This window comes from Bacteroidales bacterium, from assembly GCA_014860575.1.
Taxonomy (GTDB): Bacteria; Bacteroidota; Bacteroidia; order Bacteroidales; family JAAYJT01; genus JAAYJT01.
Map to the genome: position 1 here is coordinate 15,837 of JACZJK010000013.1, position 26,993 is coordinate 42,829.

Consider the following 26,993-nt stretch of genomic DNA (forward strand, 5'->3'; position numbering starts at 1 on the left):
GGTTAGAGGCTGTGTTTACAATTTTGCTTTTCTCTATTGTTGTAGGCTGCTATTTCATTGAATGTAAGCCAATTGTATTGCCTTCTGAGTCCATAACAATGGAGCAAAATCCGTGCTCACCAATTTGAAATTTTTGTTGCAATACTTGTCCGCCGGCGTCCACAACCCTTGAAGTCTCGGTCGCGCAATCTTCACAAGTAAAATACACCAGCGTTCCACCGGTTCCAGGTTTCATTTCCCTGGTTTTGCACAATGCTCCGCTGATATTTGTTTCACCCTCAGCCCAGGGGAAACTCAACATTTCCAAATCATTAAATTCCCCAGGTGTTTGCATCGGAATCATTTTAATTTGTAGCACTGTTTCGTAGAATTTTTGGGCCCTGCTCATATCTTCTACATAAATTTCTACCCAGGTAAATGGGTTCTTTGATTGTGTTGTCATATTATAAATGTATTTATGTTTTGTTTTTGTGCTTCATCTGTTTCAGGGAATGCGAAACTCACTTTTGTAAACTGCTAAACAGTTTAAAAGTTCAAATTTTATAGTAAGTCCATGCCTGGAAATACCAGGCCTCTGCGTTGAAAAGTCCTTCAATGGTGTTGAGCATTTTCCAGGTCAGATTCTATAAAGCATGCTGAAAAGGATTATCACTCAATTCCAATTCTGCCGCTTCCCACCAAATCATAATCTTTTTTCTGATTGGGTTCCACCGATATCCACCAATATTTCCGGATTGTTGAATCACCCTGTGGCATGGGATCAGGTAAGCTACAGGGTTGCTTCCAATGGCTGTTCCTACTGCCCTGGGCGCCTTTGGGCAATCAATCTTTTTGGAAAGATCCCCATAGGTTGTTAAGCTACCATAAGGAATTGACAGCAAGGCTTGCCAGACCTTTAGCTGAAATGCTGTTCCTTTTAAATGCAATTTGATTTCATTAAGATTGCTCCAATCGTTCTGGAAAATGCATAGCGTGCTTTGCTGGATTTTATCTGATTGTTGCCGGTATGTTGCATTTGGGAATTGAGACTGCAAATCCATTAATGCACTTTCACTCTCTTCAACAAAATCCAGGTGACAAATTCCTTTTTCAGTAGAAGCCACGATTACATTTCCAAAAGGACTCTCCGTAAAGCTATAATTGATGCTCAGGTTTTCACCACCATTTTTGTATTCACCGGGAGTCATTCCTTCCAATCTTATAAACAGATCGTGCAGCCTGCCTGTGCCTGATAAACCGGTTTGAAAAGCTGTATCAAACAAGTTTGTTTCTTTGCTTCTGAGCAGGCCCTTTGCGTAGTTTGCGCTGATAAACTGCAAATACTTCTTTGGGCTGATACCCACCCACTCTTTAAACAAGCGTTGAAAATGAAACGGGCTTAAGTGAATATGTTCTGCTATGGCATCCAATGATGGCTGCTCCCTGAAGTTTTCATCCAGATAAGTAATGGCCTCCGCCATTTTGTTGTAGTGATAGGTTTGGTTTGTTTCGGACATTTTTATTAGCTATCATTTTTATTGCTGGCAAAGGTCTGAAAGTTTCTGTTGCTGGGAAACCCGAATCTTGCGGTTCTTAACAGGATGTATGCAAATGTATTGTCCTGAAATAGGTTGGCTAAAAATATCAATTAATTCTTCATCAAGGTTGATTGGCTATAAGAAAAAAACTTGGGTCGCTGTTGCAGGCCAGGATGTAGGGCTCAGGTTTTGAATGTGGAATTAGTTCTGTTTCTTCCATCACAGATAAAAGAAGACTTCTTAGCGTGATTCCGAACCAGTGCAGATGAAATGCTATGGCCTGGTTCAGATCATCTACCGATTCATCTCCCTTTTCTTCGAGCATTATAAAAGAAATCGGGATGGTTTGGTCCAAATGACTGATCTCAAGCTTTGGGTCAGAAGTCAGATATTCCGGCATATTATGAATAATTGATCTATCCAGTATATAGGATTCATCCGCCGCAATGTTCGACACACGATCTCTGATGAAGGAATCGTTGTAGCCATAAATTTGGGAACTAAAACATTAAAACCCATCAAATTGTGAAACGCCTCTAAGAGACTATTAATAGGGGCGTAATAACTTATCATAGCCCACCCAACTTTGAACCTTGAACCCGGAACTTTAAACTTGGTTACTCCTCTTCCACCGCTTCATATTTCCAACTATCCTCATAGATCCGTCCCAATTTGTCTTTTACCCTGATGTGTATTGTGTTCGCACCGGCAGGCACGTTTGTGGGAATCCTTGCCTTCCAGAGATGGTAACAGTTCACCGGATTGGATGGCCTGCTTCCTTTTGGCAAAGTTTCGGCATGATCCCAGGTGTATCGCATGGCGCTGATATGCGGGTCCTGTTCAATGACATATTGCATGGTTCGCCATTCGCCATCATTCACCTTGTACTGAACCGTATCTTTTTCGCTTCCCTGAAAGAAATTTACAAAGACTTCACCTTTGAAATAACGTTGATTGCGGGGTACTTTTTTGGGTCCGTAAATACGCATTTTATAGTCTTCAGCCTGCGCGACTACTTTGTAATCATACGCGTATGAATTTCCTTTGAAATGCAGGATATTATAACCCTGCGGTGTTCCGTCGCGCATGGTGGCATCAGGTGTTCCGTTTTTACGGTATTCACCTGACCACCAGTCGCCCGATGTAGTGCCCACATTGTAATGGTGATGCGGATTTTCATTCTTCCAGCCATCGTCTTTATCAAAGTAATAGTGGCGTTGAATATGGGTGTGACCCGATAACGAGAGTGTGAATGGGTGGTTCCGTAGCAAATTAAAAAGCCTGTCTCTGTGAGAATTTAAAAAGGTTTCGCTCCAGGGCGCTTCGTTGAAGAGCGGAATATGCATGGCCAGTACAACAAGGTTTTCCTTTGGTACGAACCGCAGGCTGTTTTCGATAAACCGGAAGTGCTCTTCCCTTAACCCGCCAACATAAGAATGATCAGTAATTTCATTGGGATAAATCACATCATCAAGTACGATGAAATGCACTTTGCCATGATTAAAGGCATACGTGGCAGGTCCGAAAACGCGCTCGAAAGTTTCGTCAGCATGTTGCTGGATTCCGGCATCAAAATTCATGTCATGGTTCCCAAAAACATGAAACCACGGCAAACCTATCCGTGAAGTTGCCCGGTTAATGGGTTCATAAAAATCCAGGTTATCACCCACAATATCACCCAGCGTTATTCCGAACGCATGACCCTGAACAACAGCAAGTTCTTCAACAATGCCATTGTTATAATAGCGGATCTGTTCTTCGGTATAGGTTTGTGGATCAGAAAAAACAAGCATGCTGAATTCATCGGATTCGCTGCCAGTCACTAAACCGAAATCCACCGATGCAGGCAAAGGGCCGCTAGGGTCAACTCCCCGGTAATCCAGTTCAGGCGAACCTTTGGGTTTGTGTATGTAGTAAAACTGCGGGAGATTGTTCCCATTCACAAGGTAATTATAGTTGCCTGGTTTGATCACAAAGATGATGGCATCATCATTAACATCAAGTGTGTACTTACCGTTTTTTCCGGTCAGAACCACATCATTTCCATTGGAAACCGCTACATCTGCAATGCCGGGTTCGCCATTGTCGCGGATGCCGTTTGCGTTTAAATCATGAAATACTGTTCCTGTTGCCGTAAGCCCAGTTTGGGCGCTGGCTGCTGTGAAAGCTATCAGCAGAATAATAATGGGAAAAATTGCTCGCTTCATTTTTGTATTTTTTGTAAAACTAAACAGATTCCTGAACGCTTTGTTACGGCAACACAAGAAAATCATTCCGGATTAATTCATGTTTGAACGCCCACTCTGCTGAGCAGGCCTTTACAGCTTCAGATCAAAGCGATTATTATCGTCTGCTAAGAACCAATCGGGGCTTTATCCATAAGAGCACCGGGAGCGATCGGACGGGGGCTCAGAAGCATAACTTAACCTTAAATTTTGAGTCCATTCTGAAAAGTCACAAATTGCTGGTTTTTATCGTTTTTAGCCCCTGACCCCTAAAGGGAAAACGATAAAAACCAGCAATTTGTGAAAATCCCCTTTAGGGAACTTAGCGAAGCGATCTAACGAACGAAGTGAGTAATTTAGGGGCATATTGACCTTTCGGAGTGGACTCAATTTTGCTAAGAAGATTCAGTTCTTTATCCGTCAGACTGCTGGGAGCGATCGGACGGGGGCTGCAAATTTTTGCTGCTTGCATTGTGCTTCATACAATTTCGTCTTATGTTTGCATTCAGGAGTTTACAACCATCGTTTTCTTCATTCGGATAGAATACAAATTAAATACTGCCTGCTTATGAACACTGAAATCGTTTCGGTTAATCTGCAGAATCTGTCAGAGCATCCCGGGATCATCTGCTTCATCAATCCCAAACATCCTTCTTACTCTCTCAAGATAGATTGGCTGAAAGAACGCTTTTCAGAGGGTTTGAAAATAAAGCTGCTCTATATCGAGGGTCAGAAAAAGGCAGCCGGTTTTATTGAGTATGTTCCCGGAGAATTTGCCTGGCGTGCGGTTTCAGCAAAAAACTATATGTTTATTCATTGCCTGTATGTTTATCCTAACAACAACAAAAACCAGGGTCATGGTTCCCAATTAATTGACGAATGCCTGAAAGACGCTAAAGAGCAAAACCTGGCGGGTGCAGCAGCGATGGTCAGCCAGCATGCTTTTATGGCCGAAGCGGAGATATTCCTGAAAAACGGATTCAGCCAGGCCGATGGCGACAATCAGGGAAATATGCTATTGGTTAAGCAATTTAGCGAAGCAGCATTGCCATCTTTCAATAGAGTAAACGGCAATGCTAAAAATTACACAGGCCTGAATATTCTTTATTCACGGCAATGCCCCTGGGTAGCGCGTTTGATTGAGGAAATCAGGGAAGCAGGCATTGCAGAACAATTGGGGATCACTATTACTGAGATCAAATCGGCTGCCGAAGCGCAACAAGCCCCATCGTTTTATGGTGTCTTTAATTTTTTGCGTGATGGAAAAGTGTTGGCTGACCGTTATGTTTCGCTTACGCGGTTTAAGAATATTTTGAAGCAGGAGAAATTGGCCTGAGCCAGGAATCCGGGAGGGAAGCAATCCGCCGCAGGGGGATGGATTTCCTCCCGCTGGTTGAATCGGGGACGCCATCCCCTCCCTGCGGTCGGGGTTTGCGTCCCGGCAAGCAGCCAGGGAACTGAAGCTGGCGGTTTAAAATTGAGTAAAAATAATTTTGGTTTTCGTCTGCTTTCGCACAGATTTATATCCAACCTCAAAAAAGCGTTTTTCATTGACAATTTTCGCCATTTTACCGAAATGCATTTTCCTGTGACCATACACCTCTGCACTTTTGCTCCACAATTAACTTAAAACGGGAAAACAATGAAAACAACAATGACTTTAGGCGGAATAGGCCCGAGGCTCGCATTGATATGCCTGCCTTATATCGTGCTTTCTTTAAGCGTTATGTACCATTATCCTGAGTTTTTGAACCTCGTGTTTCTGGATTTGGCTTCAGTAAAGCTATTTGCTTACTTCTGGCTGTTCCTTGGAAGCAGTTTCTGGGCCTATAGCGCTATCACCTTCCTTCGGGGCTTCATGAAAGGGCGGCTCATTACCTGGGGGCCCTATGCTTTTTGCAGGAACCCGATTTATGCATCGGTGATTATTTTCATAATCCCTGCTTTCGCCTTGATTTTTCATTCGGGAATTCTATTCTCCGTTGCACTTGCTCTTTACATTGGGTTCAAACTTTCCATTCACGGCGAACGGATCGTACTGTACAAAACTTTCGGAGAAGCATATGAGCAATATGAAAAATCGGTATACGAACTTTTTCCCGTTCCTGTGTTTTACTGGAAAAACAACAGCGTTCCCGGCAGGGTACTGAAATCTTCATAAAATCCTATCATCTGTCTCAAAGCATTTACGTATGAATACAACTGACAAATCGAAAGAACTTAACACTTCCATTGTATTGGTGAACCAGAAATTGAATTTTACCGGCAAGACTGATGGAAGCGAAACTTTATCCATTGACTACACAGCGCCCCTGGGTGATGGGCTTGGTTTCACCTCACTAGAATTACTCTTACTGAGCCTCTCTTCATGTGTGGGAAGCACTGTGCTGGTCTTTCTTCGCAGGAAGGAGAGAACCATAACAGGATTTGGTATCAACGCAAAAGGAATCCGCAGAGAGGAGCATCCAACATGTTTCAGTAAGATTTTTCTTGAGATCAACCTGCAATCGCCTGATATTAAGGAAGCAGACCTCGACAAGGTCATAAAGCTATCTGAACAAACCTATTGCCCTGTTTGGGCTATGCTTATGGGGAATGTGGAGGTAGAGGTTCTGTACAACATTACAGGGGTTTAGGCGCTTAACATACAAAGCTAACAACAGTAGGTAGAGGATCAAATATTTGTGATGCAGTAATGCAGTGTTGGAGTAATGGAGCGATGTATTTGATTGCCAGCTGCCTGGTACGAACTGCCAACCCACCTTCGGCGTGGCAGGCTTTTCCCTGAAGAGCTTTTCTTAGGAACTGGGAAACAAAGAAAATTTGCAGTATATTGTAAAGAATAAATTGAAAACAATCCTTCCATATCTCTACTTTTGAACCATGAAAACAAACAACTTCCTCATCATCAGCGGAATCATTTTTACCCTGATTCTGATTTTGTGGCCACTGCTGATGGCCATTTCGCAACCTTCTGGAACATTAATAGAGCAACTGAGATGGGTTGCGGAAAATACAAACCACATGAAATGGCAATTCTTTCTTGCCTTTCTTATCAGTCCCGCTCTCATTTATCTGATGGCTGCACAGCTTACCATTGCGAATATTGCTGATAATGTATTGCTTCGGCTGGGCATGGTTTTCCTGGCCGTATATGTTGCGCTAAACTGTATTTCTTATGGTTCGCAGTTGGTGCTGGTTCCAAAATTGCTCGAAGCCGGAATGTACGATCAGTTAGGGCTTTGGTATTTTGGATCAGAGGTTTCAATTGCTTATTTCCTGAACCAAATGGGTTATTTTTTCTGGGCGATTGGAACGCTGGTTTTGTTTTCTCGTTTTGTCCCGCAAAAAGGCGTGATCCGCTACATCAGCCTGCTGTATGTGGTTTCTGCATTTTTGTCCATTGTTGCATTCGTGGGGTTGATTTTGGACAATGCAACCTTGAATTCCATGACCTTTCCCAGCGGGCTGCTGCTTTTGCCGGTAGGAGTGATTACGGTGGTATGGGGTGTGAAGCGCAGACGTAACAAATCAACATTGATTGAAAATTGAAGTTATGCTTTCAAAAATAAACTCAATATGTGCAGCCCCTTTTACCGGATTTGTGTAATGTTAGTCTTTTTGGATCAACAAAATAAATTATTTGCAGTATGGAAGTAATTAATAAAATTGAAAAGCACATGACGCTTATGCATGAAATAGACGTAAATGCCTCTCCGGAAAAAATCTGGGAGTTTCTCCTCAATATCGAAACAAACTATAAGGCATGGCACCCTGATGACCATATTTTGTTTCAATGGACCAAAGGAGCACCCTTTGAAATGGGATCAACTTTCTATGCTGAACAAATGATGATGGGCGAAAAAATAAAATACAAAGGGAAAATTACAGAGTGTAATGCCGGAAAGAAAATAACCATGAAATTTTCTTTTTCGCTATCCCTGATTACTGAAGAAATCGAGATGATCATAGAAGACCACGGTTCCCATTCTACATTTAAGCATATTACATACCTGAGGTTCAAACTACTTTCGCGTACGCTATTTAAAAACAGGAATATCAGAATGTTAAATGATATGGATGTGCATGTGCAGATAGAGGGAGGCAATATGAAGAAAATACTTGAGCGGTCTGTGTAAATGTTTACCGCCTCATTCCATAACCACTGTATTAAATTCTGCTTTAGTATGTCCGGCTAGCAGAATTGTTTATTCTGTCTTTTCCTGCTGTTAATAAGTTGTTCAAGATAAATGACAAATATATTTGTCATTATGTAAAACATAATTACTTTTGCGTCGTTAATTATTGACACAGTGTAATACATAACAGACAAAGGAGGTAATTATGGACGTTAAAGAAAAAAGAATACTCATTTCGCTGGTCAGCTCAGTACTGATCATGGTATTTTATGCCTGGTACGTTTACAGCAGGTATATTGCCGGAAATCCTGATATTTTAAACGATTTCAGCTTCTGGGGCAAATCATTCCTTATCCTCATTCCGGTGGCCATTGGAACCCAAATCATCATTCAGATTGTGTTTGCTATTTATATCCACACCACCAGCAAAGATGAAATTGATCCGATTGAAGATGAACGCGACAAACTCATTGAACTGAAAGCCATCAAAATTTCTCATTACATCTTTATCGTCGGATTCATGCTTGCGATGGGCAGCCTGTCGTTGGGCTGGCAACCCTGGATGATGTTTGTTGTACTCATTTCCTCAGGGTTTATTGCAAGCGTTGTGAATGAGATCGCCAGGCTTTATTTTTACAGGAAAGGAGTGTAACATGACAAAAGCCCTGATAAACAACAATATTCGGAAATTACGCTTTTTTGCCGATGAAATGACACAACAGGATCTTGCCGACAAAACAGGAGTTTCGAGGCAAACCATCGTAGCCATTGAAAACGGCAAATACTTCCCAACCCTGGAACTTGCCTTTCGAATCGCACACACATTCAATGTTCCGCTTGATGAAGTCTTTACTTTTGAATTTATTCCCGAGCCTGAAAAGAAATCACCAAAGAAATAATCTCAAAAATGAAAACCACTACAATCACAAAAGAATTTGCCGCCGAAACGGGCAACAACACAACAAAGGCTCAACACCAAACCGAAAATATAAAAATTGTTAATGCATACATGGAACTCGAAGATTCTATGTATACCGCACTTGAAACCTACTCGAATGTGCACCGGGGAAGCGGGCATTTCTCAAAAGTCAGCACACATTTGTATGATAAATCCAGAGAGATTGTACTTGATTTCATGGGTTTGAATAGGCGCAGCTATATGCTGGTTTTTTGTACGGCACGGCGCGCACCGACTTTAATGAAATCGTTGAAACAGGGAAGTTATAAAACGCTGCGAAGCAATGATTTCGGATTACAACTGGGTGTGACCGCTGTGGCGATCAGAAAAAATGCAATGCCTGCTGGAAGCCCGATTGAGACCGGTGGAGGAACCACAAAACTTTACGGTGAAGATTGGGCCATGTGGGCCAACGCTCCCGACAGGTTCGAAGCCGGAACCCCCGCCATTATCAACATTATTGCATTTGCCAAAGCCTTGCTGATGATGAAGAAGTGGGGCAAGGATATTTTCAGGCAAATATACTTTGAAGAAATGGATGCAGAAAAAATCTTGTATGATGACGAATTAAAGCCCTACAACGGGATCGGATTGCTCCATGAACTTCGCAAAAAGCTTATTGGGTGCAATGTGTTGGTTCCGACCACAAAGGGTTTGCAGGCTTTTATCAATTTCGACAACAGCGCCAGCACACCGACCTTTACACCGGTTTGGGATGCTTTCAGACAAACGGTTCGTCAACCGGAAAACACCAGGAAGGCCATCATTGATAAAGTCAGGCAAATTAGTGCGGAGAAGCTGGGCGCGCCATTATCAGATTATGATATTCTGTTTACCTCAAACGCCACGGAATCCATAAACCTGGCAGCTCAAAGCCTTTCCAATGAAACCAATGCTGGCATTCAGCCGGTAATTTTAACTACCATACTTGAACATTCGTCAAACGATCTGCCTTGGCGAACGGTTGCCGGACATAAACTTATAAGGTTGCCTGTAAGCAATGATGGTTTGTTTGACCTGAGTGAACTGGAAAACATGCTGCGTTCTTATAATTCAGAATTCCAGCATGGTTCAGAAAGAATAAAATTGCTTGCTGTGAGCGGTGCTTCAAATGTGCTGGGAACCTGCAACAAGCTTCCGGCAATCGGTGAACTGGCGCAGCGTTACGGTGCACATCTTATTGTAGATGCCGCCCAGTTGGTAGCCCACCGAAAAATTGACATGCAGGCATCCGGTATTGATTATCTTGCTTTCTCAGCCCACAAGGTGTATGCTCCGTTTGGAACCGGTGTGCTGATTGCCCGTAAAGGATTGCTGCACTTTGGCGATGAAGAATTGAAACTTATCAATGCCTCGGCTGAAGAAAACCCTGGTGGAATTGCAGCTTTAGGCAAAGCACTGCTTTTGCTGAACCGCATCGGATACGATCACATCGAAGAGCACGAGAAAAAAATGACATCCAGGGCTATGTTGGAAATGGCCGGCATTCCCGGATTGAAATTGCATGGTTCTTTGCCTTACAGGTCAAATTTTCCTGCACATAAAATCGGGGTTATCGGTTTTGATCTGAAAGACAAAATGTCGTCAAAAGTAGCCGGTAAACTTGCCCGGCGCGGAGGAATCGGTGTACGTTACGGTTGTCTTTGCGCCCACCTCATCATCAAACAACTGGCCGGGTTCACACCATTTCAGGAGAAAATGCAACGCTTCGTATTAAAGGTGGTACCCATTCTCAACTTACAGGGAATTACCAGGCTAAGCTTCGGAATCCAGAATACTGAGAAAGAAGTTGATACATTGATCACTGAATTAAAGATAATTGCAGGTGTTTCCGGTAATGAAGCTTCAGGAACTTTTGCGGTTCGAACCAAGGATGAAATATCTGCAGTTCCTGAAAAAATCGTAAAACAACAAATCATTGAATTTGTGAAGGAAAGGGAGCATTTGGTTTTTGGATAAGGTTGTACATTTATCGGTTTAATCAAAAATGAAAAACAACCCTATCATCAACTGGCTACTCGAAGGTGATGTAGCCATTCAATACCAGGTTTACCGCGATTTACTGGGCACAGAAAGGCCCGATCTACAAAAGCGCATTGCACAGGAAGGCTGGGGCGCTCAGTTATTGAAAGCCCGCAAACCAGATGGCTATTGGAGCGAAAGATATTATCAACCAAAATGGATCTCAGCCCATTATACCCTGCTGGATTTAAAGAACCTGAACATTGCCCCTGACAATTTGCTCATTCAGCAAACACTTCAAAGGGCCTTTAAAGAAGAAAAAAGCGAAGATGGCGGCATCAATCCGGCCAACAGCATTGCGCAAAGCGATGTTTGTGTGAATGGAATGGCGCTTAATTTTGCCGCTTATTTCAAAATTGATGAAGAAAATCTGAAATCGGTGATTGATTTCCTGCTTTCGCAACGAATGGCCGATGGCGGTTTCAATTGCCGTTCGAACCGCAGCGGGGCCAAACACAGTTCCATGCACACCACACTTTCGGTGCTGGAAGGTTTGTTTGAGTACGAACGCAATGGCTACATTTACCGGTTGGATGAAGTCCGGCAGGCAAAGGCTGAAGCTCAGGAATTTTTATTGATGCACAGGCTTTTTAAGTCAGATAAAACAGGCAGTGTTATCCAGGAGAGGTTTCTGAAATTCCCTTATCCCTGTCGCTGGTATTATGATATTCTTAGGGTCATGGATTACTTTCAGTTTTCAGGTCTTAAATATGATCCGCGTATGGATGAGGTAGTGGAGATCATCTTGAGCAAACGAACGGTTGAAGGCAAATGGAAACTTTCAGCCGCTTATTCCGGCCAGGTTCACTTTACAATGGAACAGGCTGGAAAGCCCAGTCGTTGGAATACTTTGCGGGTGCTGAGGGTGCTGCGGTATGCAGGGAAAAATGACTTTGTTTGAGGTTGCCATGTTGTATTTTTGTCAAAATTGCAACATGGGTCTTACAAAAAGTGATTGAAATTGCAAAGTCTGTTTTGCAATTTTTGATCTATTTTGCAAAATCAGAGTCGACGGAAAAACAAAAACCAAAAACAGATTTCTGGTATTCCCGATTCCTTTATCGCTGCCGACAACATTGAGTATGCACATTGAAATAAAATCCCACTGTGGTTGTTCGGGTTTTTGTATTAATAGATGCAGGGGTGTTAGGCTGGCTTTTTATCTCGCAATCAAAATACTTTCAATTACTTTGCAACACTAAAAGCGACAATCCATGGCAAAGAAATTCAAAGATTATTACGACCTCGAATGTGCTCAATTAATTGCAGGTAAAATTGCAGCTGTGTGGCCGGAGTTTAATGCTGATGGCTTTGTGAGGAAATTAGATGCAGAAATTCATGACAAGGAATTTTTGCAAAGGCAGGATGCTTTTGCTACAGCATTGGAAGAGTTTCTGACCGGCGACTATGTGCAGGATATCGCCATTTTCCATCAAATACTCGGCCCTGAACTTCAAACTACCGAAGGCATGTTCGTCTACGGTTGGTGGTTGTGGCCCGTTGGCCGTTACGTTGAAAGAAACGGAACTAAGGATTTCCCGATCTCCATGGACTTTATTTATCAACTCACCAAGCGGTTCACAGGAGAATTTGCAATCAGGCCGCTGATTGAGAAATATCCAAAACAATCCCTTGAGATCATCATAAAATGGAGCCTTGATGAAAATGTTCACGTAAGGCGTCTTGCCAGCGAAGGGGTAAGAATTCGTTTGCCCTGGGCAAAAAAATCGTTGGTTGCTATCAGAGAATTCGAAACTTACTCACGGATTCTTACAAACCTGAATAATGACCCTGAAAAATTTGTTCAGAAAAGCGTAGGCAACAACCTCAACGACCTCATGAAGGATGCTCCGGAATTGGCCATGCAAATTATCACAGCATGGCAGGCCGACAATCCCGGCAAAGCAACTCAATGGATTATCAGGCATGGTTTGCGTTCGCAAAGGAAAAAGAACGGAAACCCTGTGTCGTAATTATAAATGCATTTATCTATCACTTAGCCGTTTTCCGCACTCATCCCTTCTTTTTCCCCGTTCATCACCTTTCATTTGAGCTGTTGTTTGGTCCATGATACTTTTGCCGCAAATCAAAACACAAGGCAAAATGAAAAATCTGGTACTTACAACTGTTTTATTTATTTCAGGTCTGGCCCTCATTGCAGAAACTCCCATTAATCATTCCCAAACCATTCGTGGAAAGGTTATGGACGCTGTAACCGGCTTTCCTCTTCCCGGCGCTCATGTGATCCTGCAAGGCAGCGATCCGCTGATTGCTGTCTCAACCGATCTGAATGGTCAGTTCACGCTTGCTTCTGTTCCGGTAGGGCGGCAAAATCTCGAAATAAGCTATGTGGGGTATTTGAAAAGGGTTTACAACAATGTTCTGCTCAATAGCGGCAAAGAGGTTTTTCTCGAAGTATTTCTTGAAGAAGCTGTTGTTAACTTAAGTGAAATTACGGTTGTTTCAACGGTTCGTAAGGAAGAAGCCATTAACGAAATGGCATTGGTTAGCGCCCGCACTTTTTCAGTGGAAGAAACCGAGCGTTATGCCGGCAGCCTGGGCGATCCGGCACGCATGGTAGCCAATTTTGCCGGTGTAATGACCCAGAACGATTCACGCAACGACATCATCATCCGTGGCAATTCACCTACTGGTGTGCTGTGGCGGCTCGAAGGTATTGAAATTCCAAACCCTAATCATTTTGGTGCGATGGGAACCACAGGCGGTCCGGTGAGTATGGTGAACAACAACCTGCTAGGTAATTCCGATTTCCTTACGGGCGCTTTCCCGGCAGAGTTCGGCAATGCCACAGCAGGCGTGTTTGATCTCAACCTCCGTAGCGGAAACGCCAATGTGAGGGAATTCACCGGGCAGGTTGGTTTTAACGGTTTTGAGCTTGGAGCTGAAGGCCCGGCATTCAGGTTTGAGAATGGACAAAACGCATCATACCTTGCCAATTTCCGCTACTCTACGCTGGAAGTGATGGATAAACTCGGATTCAATATGGGTACTGGAGCAGCTATTCCCCAATACAAGGATTTTACTTTCCTGGCCGATGTTCCGGGTACAAAATCAGGAAGGTTCAAGGTGTTTGGCTTATGGGGTAAAAGTTTCATTGATCTGGGCCGCAACCTTGTTGATACAACTGAAAACCAATATAATTTGCGTGGCACAGCCACTGATTTCGGTTCTGACCTGGCGGTGATAGGAACCTCACATACTTACTTCTTTAATGAGAACACCAGGATAAAAAGTACTTTGTCGTGGCAGCAAACATCTTCAAGCGCTGTGGTGGATTCAATTGGTAGCGAGGTATTTATTCCTGTATACCGTGGGAACCAAACTGAGCAGAAATGGTCGCTGAGCAGCCAGTTACGACGCAAAGTGAGTGCAAATGCCAACTATGTGATAGGAGTTATTATAGATCGCTATTCGGTGGATTATATTGACAGTGTACTTCATATTGATTACGGGCATTTTGTCACAAACACCGATGCCACCGGCGATTTATTGCTTTATCGTGCTTATGGACAGTGGCAGCAAAAGTTCGGTACACAAATAACAGCATACGCCGGATCACACCTTCAGTATGTTGGCTTCAATGATGAGTTTGCGTTCGAACCACGACTTGGAATGCGCTGGCAATTTGCCCCGCGAAGTTCGCTGAATGCCGGGTTTGGTGTTCACAGCATGATGCAGCCCCGCGAAATTTATTTTTACCAGGGTTACGATCCCAATACTGACAGCTATTCACGCACCAACGAAGACCTGAAAATGACACGCAGCAATCAGTTTGTGCTTGGTTATCAGTATTTGCTTAACAGTCATTTTCGTATCAAGGCCGAAACCTATTATCAGCAGCTTTACAATGTTCCTGTGAAGGAAAGTTTTCCGGAATTTTCACAGATCAATACCGGCGATATGTTTGGAGTTCCGAAACAAGACAGCCTTTTAAACAAGGGCAAAGGCCGAAACTATGGGCTTGAACTCACGGTTGAGAGATTCCTTAACAAAGGATGGTATTTCCTTCTCACTGCTTCGCTGTTCGATTCAAAATACACTGGTTATGATGGCGTATGGCGCAACACGGCTTTCAATGGAAATTATGTGTTTAACCTGCTGGGTGGCTATGAATTTAAAGTTGGTAAAAATGCCACACTTACTGTTGATCTGAAAACCGTGCTGGCCGGTGGCAAACGTTTTATCCCGGTTGATTTTGAAGAATCGCTGGCAAAAGGTAAACAAATTCATGATTGGAGCCGGAGTTATGAAAACCGCTTCGACGATTACTTCCGTACCGATCTGCGTTTTGGTATTCGCATCAACCGCAGCAAATTCAGTCACGAATGGGGCATTGATCTGCAAAACATCAGTGGTTACCAGAGTATATTTATGGAAAGTTACGATGCCCGTAAAAACGAAGTCTACCAGATTTACCAGCAAGGTTTTGTGCCGATGTTTTTATACCGGATACAGTTTTAGTAGTGAAGTAGCTCCACGCCCCACGCCCCAAGCTTAAAATCCAAAGCCCAAAATCTAAAATCAAAAAAACGGATAGGTGACAAATGTAGTTTTACGAATCTTGAATCTGGAATTTTGAATCAATAATTCAATTACTCCACGCCCTCTGCCCCATGCCCTGCAAAAAAATAAATCCACCAACCTTCCACATTTGACATCCCGAACCAAAATTCCCCTAAATTAGCCCCATCGTTATGGCAACCTTTAATTACCTAAATAATAGACTTTTCGTGCTGATTCCCCTGGTGGGCTTACTTATTTTCAGCATGTTTATGCTCAGCTACGGGTTCAGTGAAGTTGACCTGGCCGTAAAGCAGGTAATACTAAGCATCCTGAACACTGCAACTATCTGGCTTGGATGCATGGTGATTGTTCAGTTCCTGTGGTGGCGCTATCCCTGGGAGCAGAATCCCGTAAAGCATCTGATCATTGAGATTGTCGCAATACTGGTTTATACGCTATCTGTTAGCGGTTTGTTATACCTGCTTGCAACACGTTTCTGGAATATGGAAATCGTGAATGACCTTGGCCCGTCAATTCTCATTACATTGCTGATCACTTTCCTTATCACAGCCATACATGAGGGAGTTTTCTTTTATAATCAATGGAAATTTAATTTCTCAAAATCGGTTCGCCTCGAACGCGATAATATTGAAGCACGATACGAGGCTTTGCGTTCGCAGATAAACCCGCATTTTTTGTTCAACAGTCTGAATAGCCTGGTTAGCCTGGTTGAAGACAACAAAGAAGCCGTAGGATATATCCGGAATTTATCTGAACTCCTGCGTTATATGCTCAAGAGCAATGAAAAAGAACTCGTTTTGCTGCGCGATGAAATTGCTGTTTTAAATAATTATCTGACCCTGCAAAAAATGCGTTTCGGTGAGAACCTGTTAATTGTCAATAAGGTTACTGAAAGTAATTTCCATCATGCATTGCCGCCGCTAGCATTTCAGATGCTGGTTGAGAACGCCATCAAACACAATGTGATCACAAAAGAGAAACCATTGAAAATATCAATGTGGGTCGAAAAAGACATCTTATTTGTTGAGAACACCCTGCAAAAGAAGGAAGTGATGGGGTCAACCAAGCAAGGGCTTAAAAACATCAATGGACGCTATCGCTTGTTTACCTCACGCACAGTAAAAATTGATGAAGCAAACGGATGTTTTAAGGTCGGGCTTCCATTATTACAGGTAGAATTATGATACGAACCCTGATCATTGAAGACGAAGAAACCGCCGCTACCAGGCTTGAGAATCTGCTCCAACGGATTGAACCCGAAATCAATATCGTGGGGCGGCTGGACAGCGTTGAAGCTTCGGTGAAATGGCTGCAGAGCAATCCTGCCCCTGATTTACTTATGCTTGATATTCAGTTGGGCGATGGACTGAGTTTTGAAATCTTCCGCAAGGTAAAAGTGGATAGTTTTGTGATCTTTACCACTGCTTATGACGAATATGCTATCAAGGCTTTTGGATTGAACAGCATAGATTATTTGCTGAAACCGGTTGAAGAGGCAAAACTCAAACTAAGCCTTGAGAAGTTCAACAAGTTACGGTCCACATCAACCAGCATTGACATTGAGAAAATTGTGGGAATGATTGAAAGCCGCAAATCGCAGTTCAAAAAGCGTTTTGTTGTGAACATTGCCGACAAGATCAAAATGGTTGAAACCCGCGAAGTAGCCTATTTTTACACAATGGAAAAGTTTAGCTTTTTATGCACTCTCGATAACTTTCATTTCCCGCTTGAATTTTCTCTCGATCATCTAGAAAGCCTGCTCGATCCCGAATTCTTTTATCGTGTGAACCGGCAGTACATCATTAACTTTTCATCCATTAGCAAAATTCTTCTGCTCTCAAAAAGCCGTATAAAAATTGAAGTGCAACCACCCATCAAAGACGGCCTGATGGTGAGCAGCGCCCGAACGCCGGAATTCCGGAAATGGCTTGACAGATAATAATTTAATACGATCAACCCCCATTAGAAATGAAAACAACACTTAAAATCCTGATTTCAGTATTATTGCTGTTCAACAGTGCCGGCGCTTTTTATGGCGGTTGGAACCTGATGATTCAGCCCGATGGCAGCACCATGCAAATGTCGCTGGATTGGTTGCAGTATTCACCATTCCCAGATTACCTGATCCCGGGAATTATCCTGTTTATCGTTAATGGTTTGTTCGGATTATTTGTGTTCGGAACCATACTGCTACGGCACAAATTGTATCCCTGGTTTGTGATCGCACAAGGCCTGATCCTAACCGGCTGGATTGTTATACAAATGTTGATGGTGCGCAGTGTAGTGGGAATTCAGGTGCTTTTTGGAAGCATAGGGTTGTTGCTGATTTTGCTGGGATGGGCGTTAATCAGAACAAATAAGGTTCGCAAAGTAAGTGCATAATTAGTGATCCCTTTTTTTGCTTTCATTTTCTTCATTCATTTTGTTTTGAACCATTTGAGTTCTGAGAAACAATCCGGTGTTGCAGTTGTTATCAGGTATTATTTTACGAACACAAAACCAACAACATGTCAAGAAATTATTCTTTAAATACATACGGCTATAAATCAAAGCTCAATCTCTTGGAAACTGAAAAAGGAATCAAGCTGATCAAAGATAACTTTGAACGTAAACTAGCTAAAAGACTCAAGCTACAAAGAGTTTCTGCTCCCAGGTTTCTTGCAACAGGCAACGGCCTGCAGGATGAACTCGACGGCTCACAGGTTCCTGTAGGTTTCAAAACAAGGTTTTCTGACAATACAATTGAAATCGTTCATAGCCTGGCTAAATGGAAACGCAAGGCCATGAAGGAATACGGCTTCAACAATGGGCTGGGGCTTTATACCGATATGGATGCGATCCGCAAAGATGAAGCAGTAAGTGATATTCACAGCATTTATGTTGACCAGTGGGATTGGGAACTGATCATTTCAAAAGAAGACAGAAATATTGAATTCCTTAAAAAGGTTTTGACGAATATTTATAAGGCAATCCGAAAGACGGAGAAAGTAGTTGAAAAAGAATTTCCTGCACTTAAAAGCCGGCTTCCTAAAAATATTCATTTTGTTCACGCCGAAGAACTTGAAGTCAGGTTTCCTGACCTTACATCAAAGGAACGGGAAAACATGATTGCCAAAGAGCATGGAGCTGTATTCATTATCGGCATAGGACACGCCTTGTCATCAGGCATTCCGCATGATGCCAGGGCCGCTGACTATGATGACTGGTCAACCAGCACCGGCGAAAACACCCGTGGCCTAAACGGAGACATCATTGTTTGGGACAGTGTTAAGAATAGCGCGCTTGAACTTTCGTCAATGGGAATACGAGTGAATAACGAATCTTTGGTAGACCAACTACAGCTTTTGGGTCAAACTGAAAAAAGCGCGCTTGAATACCACCAGGATATTATCAACGAAAGGCTGCCGCAGACCATTGGTGGAGGAATCGGGCAATCGAGGCTTTGCATGTTCCTGTTGCAAAAGTTCCATATCGGCGAAGTGCAGGCAAGCGTATGGCCCGATGATATGGCAGGTTTCTGCCGTGAAAACGGAATACGGCTGCTTTAATATTTCTGAGAACATTTAAGAATTGCCGGCGGCTTCAGCCGCCGGATCTGTAAGAGTTAATCAATGAGGCTTTAGCCACATTGAATTAATTTGATATGGCTTTAATTTTTGAATTTGACACACGTGAGTTGAGACATCCGAGAGTTGATGCACCTCGCCACAATCTTCACCCGGCAATTTCCATGCTTCAATCCCCTTTATCCGGCAATCACGGAATAATTTTCTTAGTTGGCTAAAGGCTTGCTCTATATTTGCACGAAAATTATTTCAATTAAAATTTCACGTTATGAAAACCAGAAACTTCTTCGTGCTTTTCCTCATCCTTGCTTTTTTGTTTCCAGCAATAAGCTTCGCACAAGTACCCAACGAAAAACCACTCCGCGATTTTCAGCTAAGCATCATACCATATTTTGGCACTGAAGGCAGGGATGCTGCCAATTACCGCTACAATTTTAGTTTAAATTTGTTTGCCGGGGTTACTGGCGGTCTTGAAGGTTTTGAAGCCGGTGGATTTATGAACATCAATACCGGTTCGGCCAAAGGAGCGCAGTTTGCCGGATTCGGTAATCTGGTACATGGTGACATGGAGGGCTTCCAGGGCTCAGGTTTTATGAACCTTGTTCATGGGAACACCAGGGCTTTTCAGGGCGCAGGCTTCATTAACTTTATTTCAGGATCAACTGAGGGCTTTCATGGAGCTGGATTTATCAATGTTTTTGGTGGAAATAGCCGGAGTTTTACCGGCGCCGGGTTCGCCAATGTAACAGGTGGACATTTTGAAGGATTTTTAGGATCGGGATTTGCCAACGTTACAGGGGGCAATGTAAAAGGTTTTCAGGGAGCGGGTTTTGCTAATGTTACCGGTGGCCGGTTTGAAGGATTCCAGGGTGCAGGCTTCGCCAATGTAACCGGTAATGAAGCCAAAGGGCTTCAGGCGGCTGGGTTTATGAATATTAACCGTGATTTTAAAGGAGCGCAGATTGCAGGCTTTTTAAATGCAGCCCGCAAGGTAGAAGGCGTACAAATTGGTTTCCTGAATATTGCTGATACAGTGGATGGTGTACCCATAGGCTTTTTGAGTATTGTTAAAAAAGGCGCCTACAGGCAAATTGAAGTTTCCGGATCGGATGTGATACACCTGGGCGCTTCATTCCGTATTGGTGTTCCGGCATTCTATAATATTTTCTCCTATGGTATCAGGCCATTTGCCAGCGAAAAAGTCCATGGTTTTGGCTATGGAATTGGAACTTCTATCAGTTTCTCTCAGAATACCGGGATGCAGATTGAAGGTCACTCATCTCAACTCCGGCAGGATTGGAAGTGGGACGACGAACACCTCGACATGCTGAATGAACTCAGGATTACTATGGGAACCAGGCTTGCAGGTAGAATAGAACTTTTTGCCGGGCCGGTACTTTTCAACCATATCTACAAATACCAACCAGAAAATGGAATCTACGGATCTGATCTCGCATCATATACCCTGGATGAAAAACGTTGGGATGATTATGTGTCAAAATGGTGGATAGGGGCAAGGGGAGGCCTACGGGTAAAACTTGATTGAAAAATGTAAATGTCAATTACCAAATGAATTTCCGGGGCAAGTCCCCGGATTTTTATTTTTTAAAAGCGATATTTGCCGCCTCACCCATCATTCTTTTAACCGTATGAAACCTTTGAATCAACAACTCATAGAGCGGGAATACAAATCCCGAATCAACAAGACCTTCGATTATATTGAGAAAAATCTGGAATCGCAGTTTACGCTTGAGGAAATCGCCGATGTGGCCGGGTTCTCAAAATACCATTTTAACCGGATATTTTATAGCTGCGTGGGCGAAACTCCTTTCCAGTTCATACAGCGCCTGAGGCTCGAACGAGCTGCTTCACTCATTGTTTCCAAGCCGCATCTCAGCATCACAGAAATTGCATTTTCATACGGCTTTAATGATCTGGCGGTGTTTTCAAGAAACTTTAAAACCCATTTTGGCAAAACAGCAACGGAATGGCGCAACCAGAAACATACCCTTAGCAATATCAGTCAAACGGATAGCAAAAAGCAACAAAGCGAAGATGGGGTTCTCCAATACTTTTGTCAGCGTTCAAAAACAATTAAATGGAGGACCAATATGAAACTTAACAAAAGTGTGGAAGTGAAAGAACTTCCCAACATGACAGTAGCATACGTACGCTACACCGGGCCTTACAAAGGCAACGAAAAACTATTTGAAGAACTGTGGATGAAACTCTTTTCATGGGCAGGGCCACGTGGATTAACCGCTCAAGCCGATTTGAAGAGCCTGATCATTTATCATGATGATCCAAACATTACGGCTGAAGACAAGCTTCGTATGAGTGTTTGTATTTCTGTGCCGCCAAATACAAAAACAGATGGCGAAGTGGGTAAAATGGAAGTGGAAGGCGGGCAGTATGTGATTGCACGGTTCGAACTCAATGGGGAGCAGTTCCAGCAGGCTTGGGAATGGGTTTATGGCGAATGGTTCCCGAAAAGCGGCTACCAGCCCGACGACAAGCCCTGCTTTGAAATGTATCCGGAAGAACCGAAAAACGGCAAATTTACCGTGGATATCTGTGTTCCTGTAAAGCCATTGTAAGTATTGGTTTCACAAGGATGCCATACCTGTATCGAATACAAGTATGGCATTTTTCTTTATTCAAATCCCTGCTCGAGCCAATCACATTGTGGCCATGGCCAAATTAGATCACGAAATAGTCATTCAAGTTGAATTCATGTCTACTTCCAGGTAGATTATATTGTAGCTGCTATTCCCGGCTTTGCTGAATATATATAGGTGCAAGCTACGCTTTATTTGCAATGCCACTGAGCAGGGAATCATAACTGTTAAATATCCGGTTTTTTTTCATTGATTTCAGGATTCCTGATACATAAAAATGTATTTTTGTTTATTGTCACCCCAATCATTTGGCAAATTGTACAACTAACAATTTGTTTGCGAGAAATAGCAGAGTCTAAACCGAATACAAACATTAATCACTTCAACCACAACACCATGAGAAAACGCATCGGGGCACTAGTGTTGCTCCAAATCAGCATTTGTTTTTTTACAAATATTCTTTTCGCCCAATTTGCAGGTGGTACTGGGGAAGCTGCAGATCCTTATCAAATTGTAACACACATTCATTTAAACAATGTGAGAAATTATTTGAATAATTCCAATGTGCATTTCGTTCTAATGAATGATATTGACCTATCAGATGAATGTAATGTTGGGGGTGCTTTTTATAACGATGGACAGCGATGGCTTCCGATTGGAGACAATGCTGCCAATTTTAAAGGTAAATTTAATGGAAACGGCCATGTAATAAACGGACTTATAATTTTCAGACCCGACTATGGCGATTTGGGGTTGTTTGGCCGAACCAATGGATCCGTGATTTCTAATCTGGGTGTTACCAATGTTGATATTACCGGTGGAGTTTGGTCCGTTGGGGGTTTGGTGGGATACAATGTAGGCCATATTGAAAATTGCTTCAGTACCGGAACTGTAACTGCTACAATTTTAACTGCTTCACGAACCGGCGGTTTGGTTGGATATCATGGACCTGCCTTTACCATAATGAATTGTTACAGTTCAGTGAATGTTGCAGGTTATGACAGGGTTGGCGGTTTAATTGGAAAGGTAGGCGGTGGTATGTTTTCTTCCGACTATGTCATGAACTCCTACAGCACCGGTAACGTAACTGGAACCAGCAGGGTTGGCGGCTTGATTGGAAGGGTACATTCCTATGTGGAAATAACAAATTGCTACAGCACCGGAAATGTAGGCGGAACTTCAGATGTTGGTGGATTAATTGGCTTAAACTGGGGAGATACATATAACTGCTATTGGAATACTCAAACATCAGGCCAGAATTTCAGCGATGGAGGTAACGGAAGATCTACATTAGAAATGACCTACCCTTATGCATCGAACACCTATCAAAACTGGGATTTTAATCAGATATGGATGTCTGATGCTAACTCAAACATGAATAATGGCTATCCATACTTGTTTTGGCAGTCGCCTTCTATACCGGCCACCTTAAGCTTGAATGACATCACAATGGCTTTTTCCGATACCGAATGTTTTGCCGCCACCGAATCCATTATTGCAAGCAACTTTGTTGTTCAAAATGGTGGTTCTGCGTACCTTGTCTCCCAGGGAAATGTTATTTTAGGCGAAGGGACCAGCGTTGAAGCAGGTGGTTACTTACATGCCTGGATTGACGACAACGCCACTTACTGTGATTTCACCATTGTTGTGCTTGCATCACAGGTTGAAGACTTTGTAAACAGTGAGAAAATGGCTTTCATCAACAAAGATGATTTTACTTTCAAGGTGTATCCCAATCCCTCGTCAGGCTGCTTCACCATTGAGTTTATCAATGCAGATGAAGATGAAATCATTTATGTTGAGGTTTTTGACATGACAGGTGAATGCGTTCTGCATCGCGAACTCTCAGGAGCCAGTTCCTCTGATTTCGATCTTTCATCTATGCCAGGAGGTATTTACCTTCTACGCATATTACAGGGAAGCACAATAACGAATGGAAAAATTATCAGGCAGTAAGCACATTGGTTGATTTAATTTTTCACTTGTAAATAAGCATTATGGTTCGTCTGTAATACCTCTCACAAAGAAAAACGGATTGTTTTTGTAGACTACAAAATATTCAAAGAATTATAAAGCTGGCTTAATTCGCAGCCTTACTTTAGCGTAAGCCTAGCATTCAAATGTTAAGGAATGACATTAACAAATTTTTAACATTCCTTAATTCCAGCACCTAAAAGTAAGCAAACCAAAGCTATAAGTACGCGTTTACGCCTGGTTTAATCGCGACCCATACGGGCACCACCCGTTAATTCAAAAAGTTTTAGTATCATTGTAAGCGTTGGCCAGGCCAAATACTACCTTTCTTCATCATTTCCAGAGGTTTAACTCATTATTCCCTATCTCCACAGAAACCTGCACGCTAAAAGGAATTCTGGCGGTAGCCATTGTGTACACTAAAACTATTATGCTATGAGATTTATCACCTATAATGCAAAGAATTTCCGGGAGATCGAATACATGCGCTACCTGCCGGAAGAAGTGAAGAAGGAAATTGATATAGTTTCGCGGGTCATACCTTTTAAAACCAATAATTATGTGGTTGATTATGTGATAGATTGGGAGAATTACAAGGATGATCCCATTTACATCCTTAACTTCCCCAATAAGGAAATGCTCACCAAGAGCCAGTACCAAAGGCTGGTGAAGGTGTTGAACGATTCCGGATCAAACGGCGCGGTGAATAAAGTGATTTATGATATCCGCATGGAAATGAATCCGCACCCAGCCCAGCAAATGACTAACGTACCCACCCTGAATGGCGAGGAACTCAAAGGTCTGCAGCACAAGTACAAAGATATCGTTCTGTTTTTCCCGAGCCAGGGACAGACCTGCCATGCGCACTGCACATTTTGCTTTCGCTGGCCACAATTTGTAAAAGAGCTCGACCTCAAGTTTTCAATGCGTGAAATTGAAAAGGTGATTGCATACATACGGCAGGAAGAAAGCATCAACGAGATACTGTTTACCGGTGGCGATCCTATGGTAATGGATCCTGCTACCCTTTCGAAATACATAGAGGCGCTGATAGATGCGAAGATTCCAAACTTGCAGAATATCAGGTTCGGAACCAAATCGCTGAGCTATTGGCCATTTACGTTTATTCCACGATACAATGAAGAAGGGCAGCAAATGCTTGATATTTTGAAACGCATCAGCGACAGCGGCCTGCATCTTTCCATTATGGCCCACTTCAATCATCCGAACGAGCTGGAAACCGCAGTCATACAGGAAGCCATTCATAACGGACGGCAAACCGGCGCCGAAATTCGCACACAAGCTCCGGTGCTAAACCACATCAACAACGACAGCGATGCATGGGCTCGCATGTGGAAAAAACAGGTGCAATTGGGCATGATTCCTTATTACATGTTTATCGAACGCGAAACCGGGCCTTACGAATATTTCAGCGTCCCGCTCGCCGAAGTTTACCGGATGTATCAGCATGCCATCCGCGAAACAGGAAGTTTTTCCAAAACCGTTACCGGGCCGGTAATGTCGGCTGCAAAAGGCAAGGTTCAGATCATGGGTGTTGTTGACAATCCTGTGAATGGCAATCAATACTTCATGATGCAATACGTGCGGCATCGCGATTATCGTAAAACTTTCAAGCCATTTTTCATGGAGTTTGACCCGGAAGCCACCTGGGTTGACCAGTTGAACGAGGTGCCTGCTTTTTCGATTGCAGGCTGATTTATTAATCTGAAACCAAATATATTTTTCCTGATATGACAGAACAAGCAATGTTGATAAAAGAAACAGCCGCTGAGACTAGCGTTGAAAACAGCGAAGCAGCTTTGCATATTATTTATGGGAGCCGTTCCGGCAATTCAATGGCCGCAGCAATACTTGCCCATGAATTTGCGATCCATCTTGGCATCCAGTCTTATTTACATGATATGAGCACGATTGATCCGGCAACAATCGCGTCAATGAAAAATATTTTGCTTGCCGTAAGCACACATGGCGAAGGCGATCCGCCTGCCGTGGTGGAAGATTTTTATGCATACCTGCATTCCTCAGAAGTGCCGGCGATGAAGGGAAGTAGTTTCAGCATACTGGCGCTGGGCGATAGCAGCTATACAGATTATTGCAAAACCGGTCATGATTTCCGCTTACGTTTGCTTGCGTTGGGAAGCGAGGAAATCTCGCCCCTCATGGAATGCGATATTGATTATGAAGAAAACGCGAAAGCATGGGTTCGCCAATCTGTTGCAGCATTTGAAGCCAGGTTGCCTAAAACTTTGAAACCCACTGAGAAGGAGTTTGCCTTTGAAATCAACAAACCCGAAACGGATGATGACAAATTGTTTTATGCCAAAGTCGTTGAGTTAAAAATGCTCACCCAGCCCGGATTTGAGAAGCGAACCATGCACAAGGTTTTGTCTATGGATAAATTTGGCACATCATTCCAGCCGGGAGATTCATTTGGTGTGTATGCCCATAACTCCCGCCTGCTCGTTGATAAATTGCTGAAAACCCTTGCATTTGATGGAACCCATGCAGTGGAAGTAGGTAACAAATCCAAACTGTTAAAAGAAGCATTGATCCACGATTTTGAGATCACTTTGATTACACCGTTGGTGGTGGAGAAATATGCTGAGATAGCGCAAAACACTCAATTACGCGAATTCATAAAAGATACATCGCATCTTGAGCGGTATTGCCTTGTTTGCGATGTGCTGGACCTGGTCACTGATTTCCCTTCACAAATTTCACCCGAAGAGTTTACAGGCATCCTCAGGAAGCTGGCGCCCCGATTGTACTCAGTGGCTAACAGTCCGCTGGTTTTTCCTGATGAGGTTCATTTCACAATAGGTTTGATGGAATATTCCGTTAAGAACCGTCGCCATACAGGGGTTTGTTCCACCTATTTTGCCGACAGGGTAGAGGTGGGGGATTCAGTTCCGGTTTACCTTGAACCCAATGAGAAATTCAGGATACCGGATGATGATACCAGGCCAATGATTATGATTGCTACCGGAACCGGCATTGCACCTTTCAGGGGATTTCTGCAACAGCGGGAGCATAGCAAGGCAACAGGTGAGAACTGGCTCTTTTTCGGTGATCGTCATGCTGAAAGTGATTTCCTTTACGAAAACGAGCTTGAAGAGTTCAGAAAAAAAGGGGTTTTATCAAAGCTCAACACTGCCTTTTCGAGGGATCAGAAGCATAAAATTTATGTGCAACACCACATGCTTGAAAATAGTAAGGACCTTTTTGACTGGATTCATAACCGTGATGCTGTTATTTATATTTGCGGCAACAAACGAACTATGGGAAAAGATGTAAAGGCTACGCTTGAGAAAATCATTTCTTCAGAAGGGAAAATGACCGCTGAACAAACAAATGCCTACATTCAAAAACTCAGAACCCGGAAAAGACTGCAAACAGACTTGTACTGAT

Annotated in this window: 24 protein-coding genes; 20 read left to right on the forward strand and 4 right to left on the reverse strand. The window is 43.0% G+C overall.

Annotated features, from left to right (window positions below; all coding sequences use genetic code 11):
• Nucleotides 1-49: 49 nt before the first annotated feature.
• The 4 genes from IH597_02750 to IH597_02765 all read right to left on the reverse strand — a co-directional run bounded on the left by IH597_02750 (nt 50) and on the right by IH597_02765 (nt 3,724).
• A complete protein-coding gene (locus IH597_02750) occupies nt 50-442 on the reverse strand; it encodes a VOC family protein (protein ID MBE0661361.1) in 393 nt (130 codons plus the stop codon).
• A 181-nt stretch (nt 443-623) separates the two neighbouring features.
• Entirely contained in the window at nt 624-1,496 is an 873-nt protein-coding gene (locus tag IH597_02755) for a methylated-DNA--[protein]-cysteine S-methyltransferase (protein MBE0661362.1), read from the reverse strand.
• Nucleotides 1,497-1,638: 142 nt separating this feature from the next.
• Nucleotides 1,639-1,974: a hypothetical protein gene (locus IH597_02760; protein ID MBE0661363.1), complete on the reverse strand. Its 336-nt coding sequence runs from the start codon at nt 1,972-1,974 to the stop codon at nt 1,639-1,641.
• Between the two features lie 160 nt (nt 1,975-2,134).
• On the reverse strand, nt 2,135-3,724 hold the full coding sequence (locus IH597_02765; protein MBE0661364.1) for a calcineurin-like phosphoesterase family protein: 1,590 nt from the start codon (nt 3,722-3,724) through the stop codon (nt 2,135-2,137).
• Between the two features lie 586 nt (nt 3,725-4,310).
• Between IH597_02765 and IH597_02770 the strand changes: the two genes are divergently transcribed.
• From IH597_02770 to IH597_02865, 20 genes are all read left to right on the forward strand, one after another.
• Nucleotides 4,311-5,078, forward strand: coding sequence for a GNAT family N-acetyltransferase (locus IH597_02770; GenBank protein ID MBE0661365.1), 768 nt, complete (start codon nt 4,311-4,313; stop codon nt 5,076-5,078).
• A gap of 306 nt (nt 5,079-5,384) precedes the next feature.
• A complete protein-coding gene (locus IH597_02775; protein ID MBE0661366.1) occupies nt 5,385-5,903 on the forward strand; it encodes a hypothetical protein in 519 nt (172 codons plus the stop codon).
• A gap of 31 nt (nt 5,904-5,934) precedes the next feature.
• Entirely contained in the window at nt 5,935-6,378 is a 444-nt protein-coding gene (locus IH597_02780) for an OsmC family protein (protein MBE0661367.1), read from the forward strand.
• A 247-nt stretch (nt 6,379-6,625) separates the two neighbouring features.
• Nucleotides 6,626-7,294, forward strand: a complete 669-nt coding sequence (locus IH597_02785; protein ID MBE0661368.1) for a hypothetical protein — start codon at nt 6,626-6,628, stop codon at nt 7,292-7,294.
• 98 nt (nt 7,295-7,392) lie between these two features.
• Nucleotides 7,393-7,881: a hypothetical protein gene (locus tag IH597_02790; protein MBE0661369.1), complete on the forward strand. Its 489-nt coding sequence runs from the start codon at nt 7,393-7,395 to the stop codon at nt 7,879-7,881.
• 205 nt (nt 7,882-8,086) lie between these two features.
• A complete protein-coding gene (locus tag IH597_02795) occupies nt 8,087-8,533 on the forward strand; it encodes a hypothetical protein (GenBank protein MBE0661370.1) in 447 nt (148 codons plus the stop codon).
• 1 nt (nt 8,534) lies between these two features.
• Nucleotides 8,535-8,780: a helix-turn-helix transcriptional regulator gene (locus IH597_02800; protein MBE0661371.1), complete on the forward strand. Its 246-nt coding sequence runs from the start codon at nt 8,535-8,537 to the stop codon at nt 8,778-8,780.
• A gap of 8 nt (nt 8,781-8,788) precedes the next feature.
• Nucleotides 8,789-10,798 (forward strand): aminotransferase class V-fold PLP-dependent enzyme, encoded by a 2,010-nt coding sequence (locus IH597_02805; protein MBE0661372.1) that lies wholly within the window; start codon nt 8,789-8,791, stop codon nt 10,796-10,798.
• A 43-nt stretch (nt 10,799-10,841) separates the two neighbouring features.
• The gene (locus IH597_02810) at nt 10,842-11,762 is read left to right on the forward strand and encodes a hypothetical protein (protein ID MBE0661373.1); all 921 of its coding nucleotides are present in this window, start codon (nt 10,842-10,844) and stop codon (nt 11,760-11,762) included.
• 313 nt (nt 11,763-12,075) lie between these two features.
• Complete coding sequence (locus IH597_02815; GenBank protein ID MBE0661374.1) at nt 12,076-12,834, forward strand: DNA alkylation repair protein; 759 nt, start codon at nt 12,076-12,078, stop codon at nt 12,832-12,834.
• Between the two features lie 130 nt (nt 12,835-12,964).
• Entirely contained in the window at nt 12,965-15,343 is a 2,379-nt protein-coding gene (locus IH597_02820; GenBank protein ID MBE0661375.1) for a TonB-dependent receptor, read from the forward strand.
• A 233-nt stretch (nt 15,344-15,576) separates the two neighbouring features.
• On the forward strand, nt 15,577-16,590 hold the full coding sequence (locus IH597_02825; protein ID MBE0661376.1) for a sensor histidine kinase: 1,014 nt from the start codon (nt 15,577-15,579) through the stop codon (nt 16,588-16,590).
• Nucleotides 16,587-17,345 (forward strand): response regulator transcription factor, encoded by a 759-nt coding sequence (locus IH597_02830; GenBank protein MBE0661377.1) that lies wholly within the window; start codon nt 16,587-16,589, stop codon nt 17,343-17,345. Before IH597_02825 ends, IH597_02830 begins: the two co-directional genes overlap by 4 nt.
• 29 nt (nt 17,346-17,374) lie before the next feature.
• On the forward strand, nt 17,375-17,788 hold the full coding sequence (locus IH597_02835; protein ID MBE0661378.1) for a hypothetical protein: 414 nt from the start codon (nt 17,375-17,377) through the stop codon (nt 17,786-17,788).
• Between the two features lie 125 nt (nt 17,789-17,913).
• Entirely contained in the window at nt 17,914-18,954 is a 1,041-nt protein-coding gene (locus tag IH597_02840; GenBank protein ID MBE0661379.1) for an aspartate--ammonia ligase, read from the forward strand.
• A gap of 286 nt (nt 18,955-19,240) precedes the next feature.
• On the forward strand, nt 19,241-20,518 hold the full coding sequence (locus IH597_02845; protein ID MBE0661380.1) for a hypothetical protein: 1,278 nt from the start codon (nt 19,241-19,243) through the stop codon (nt 20,516-20,518).
• Nucleotides 20,519-20,621: 103 nt separating this feature from the next.
• The gene (locus IH597_02850) at nt 20,622-21,569 is read left to right on the forward strand and encodes an AraC family transcriptional regulator (protein MBE0661381.1); all 948 of its coding nucleotides are present in this window, start codon (nt 20,622-20,624) and stop codon (nt 21,567-21,569) included.
• A 417-nt stretch (nt 21,570-21,986) separates the two neighbouring features.
• Nucleotides 21,987-23,546, forward strand: coding sequence for a T9SS type A sorting domain-containing protein (locus tag IH597_02855; GenBank protein ID MBE0661382.1), 1,560 nt, complete (start codon nt 21,987-21,989; stop codon nt 23,544-23,546).
• Between the two features lie 453 nt (nt 23,547-23,999).
• Nucleotides 24,000-25,280, forward strand: coding sequence for a 4Fe-4S cluster-binding domain-containing protein (locus IH597_02860; protein ID MBE0661383.1), 1,281 nt, complete (start codon nt 24,000-24,002; stop codon nt 25,278-25,280).
• A gap of 35 nt (nt 25,281-25,315) precedes the next feature.
• Nucleotides 25,316-26,992 carry a flavodoxin domain-containing protein gene (locus IH597_02865; GenBank protein ID MBE0661384.1) on the forward strand — a complete coding sequence of 559 codons (1,677 nt, stop codon included), beginning with the start codon at nt 25,316-25,318 and terminating at the stop codon, nt 26,990-26,992.
• Nucleotide 26,993 lies beyond the last annotated feature (1 nt).

Bases quoted from the DNA above. Each gene is read 5' to 3' on its own strand.
- IH597_02750 (MBE0661361.1), bottom strand. From the start codon at position 442: ATGACAACACAATCAAAGAACCCATTTACCTGGGTAGAAATTTATGTA.
- IH597_02755 (MBE0661362.1), bottom strand. From the start codon at position 1,496: ATGTCCGAAACAAACCAAACCTATCACTACAACAAAATGGCGGAGGCC.
- IH597_02765 (MBE0661364.1), bottom strand. From the start codon at position 3,724: ATGAAGCGAGCAATTTTTCCCATTATTATTCTGCTGATAGCTTTCACA.
- IH597_02770 (MBE0661365.1), top strand. From the start codon at position 4,311: ATGAACACTGAAATCGTTTCGGTTAATCTGCAGAATCTGTCAGAGCAT.
- IH597_02775 (MBE0661366.1), top strand. From the start codon at position 5,385: ATGAAAACAACAATGACTTTAGGCGGAATAGGCCCGAGGCTCGCATTG.
- IH597_02780 (MBE0661367.1), top strand. From the start codon at position 5,935: ATGAATACAACTGACAAATCGAAAGAACTTAACACTTCCATTGTATTG.
- IH597_02785 (MBE0661368.1), top strand. From the start codon at position 6,626: ATGAAAACAAACAACTTCCTCATCATCAGCGGAATCATTTTTACCCTG.
- IH597_02790 (MBE0661369.1), top strand. From the start codon at position 7,393: ATGGAAGTAATTAATAAAATTGAAAAGCACATGACGCTTATGCATGAA.
- IH597_02795 (MBE0661370.1), top strand. From the start codon at position 8,087: ATGGACGTTAAAGAAAAAAGAATACTCATTTCGCTGGTCAGCTCAGTA.
- IH597_02800 (MBE0661371.1), top strand. From the start codon at position 8,535: ATGACAAAAGCCCTGATAAACAACAATATTCGGAAATTACGCTTTTTT.
- IH597_02805 (MBE0661372.1), top strand. From the start codon at position 8,789: ATGAAAACCACTACAATCACAAAAGAATTTGCCGCCGAAACGGGCAAC.
- IH597_02815 (MBE0661374.1), top strand. From the start codon at position 12,076: ATGGCAAAGAAATTCAAAGATTATTACGACCTCGAATGTGCTCAATTA.
- IH597_02820 (MBE0661375.1), top strand. From the start codon at position 12,965: ATGAAAAATCTGGTACTTACAACTGTTTTATTTATTTCAGGTCTGGCC.
- IH597_02825 (MBE0661376.1), top strand. From the start codon at position 15,577: ATGGCAACCTTTAATTACCTAAATAATAGACTTTTCGTGCTGATTCCC.
- IH597_02830 (MBE0661377.1), top strand. From the start codon at position 16,587: ATGATACGAACCCTGATCATTGAAGACGAAGAAACCGCCGCTACCAGG.
- IH597_02835 (MBE0661378.1), top strand. From the start codon at position 17,375: ATGAAAACAACACTTAAAATCCTGATTTCAGTATTATTGCTGTTCAAC.
- IH597_02840 (MBE0661379.1), top strand. From the start codon at position 17,914: ATGTCAAGAAATTATTCTTTAAATACATACGGCTATAAATCAAAGCTC.
- IH597_02845 (MBE0661380.1), top strand. From the start codon at position 19,241: ATGAAAACCAGAAACTTCTTCGTGCTTTTCCTCATCCTTGCTTTTTTG.
- IH597_02850 (MBE0661381.1), top strand. From the start codon at position 20,622: ATGAAACCTTTGAATCAACAACTCATAGAGCGGGAATACAAATCCCGA.
- IH597_02855 (MBE0661382.1), top strand. From the start codon at position 21,987: ATGAGAAAACGCATCGGGGCACTAGTGTTGCTCCAAATCAGCATTTGT.
- IH597_02860 (MBE0661383.1), top strand. From the start codon at position 24,000: ATGAGATTTATCACCTATAATGCAAAGAATTTCCGGGAGATCGAATAC.
- IH597_02865 (MBE0661384.1), top strand. From the start codon at position 25,316: ATGACAGAACAAGCAATGTTGATAAAAGAAACAGCCGCTGAGACTAGC.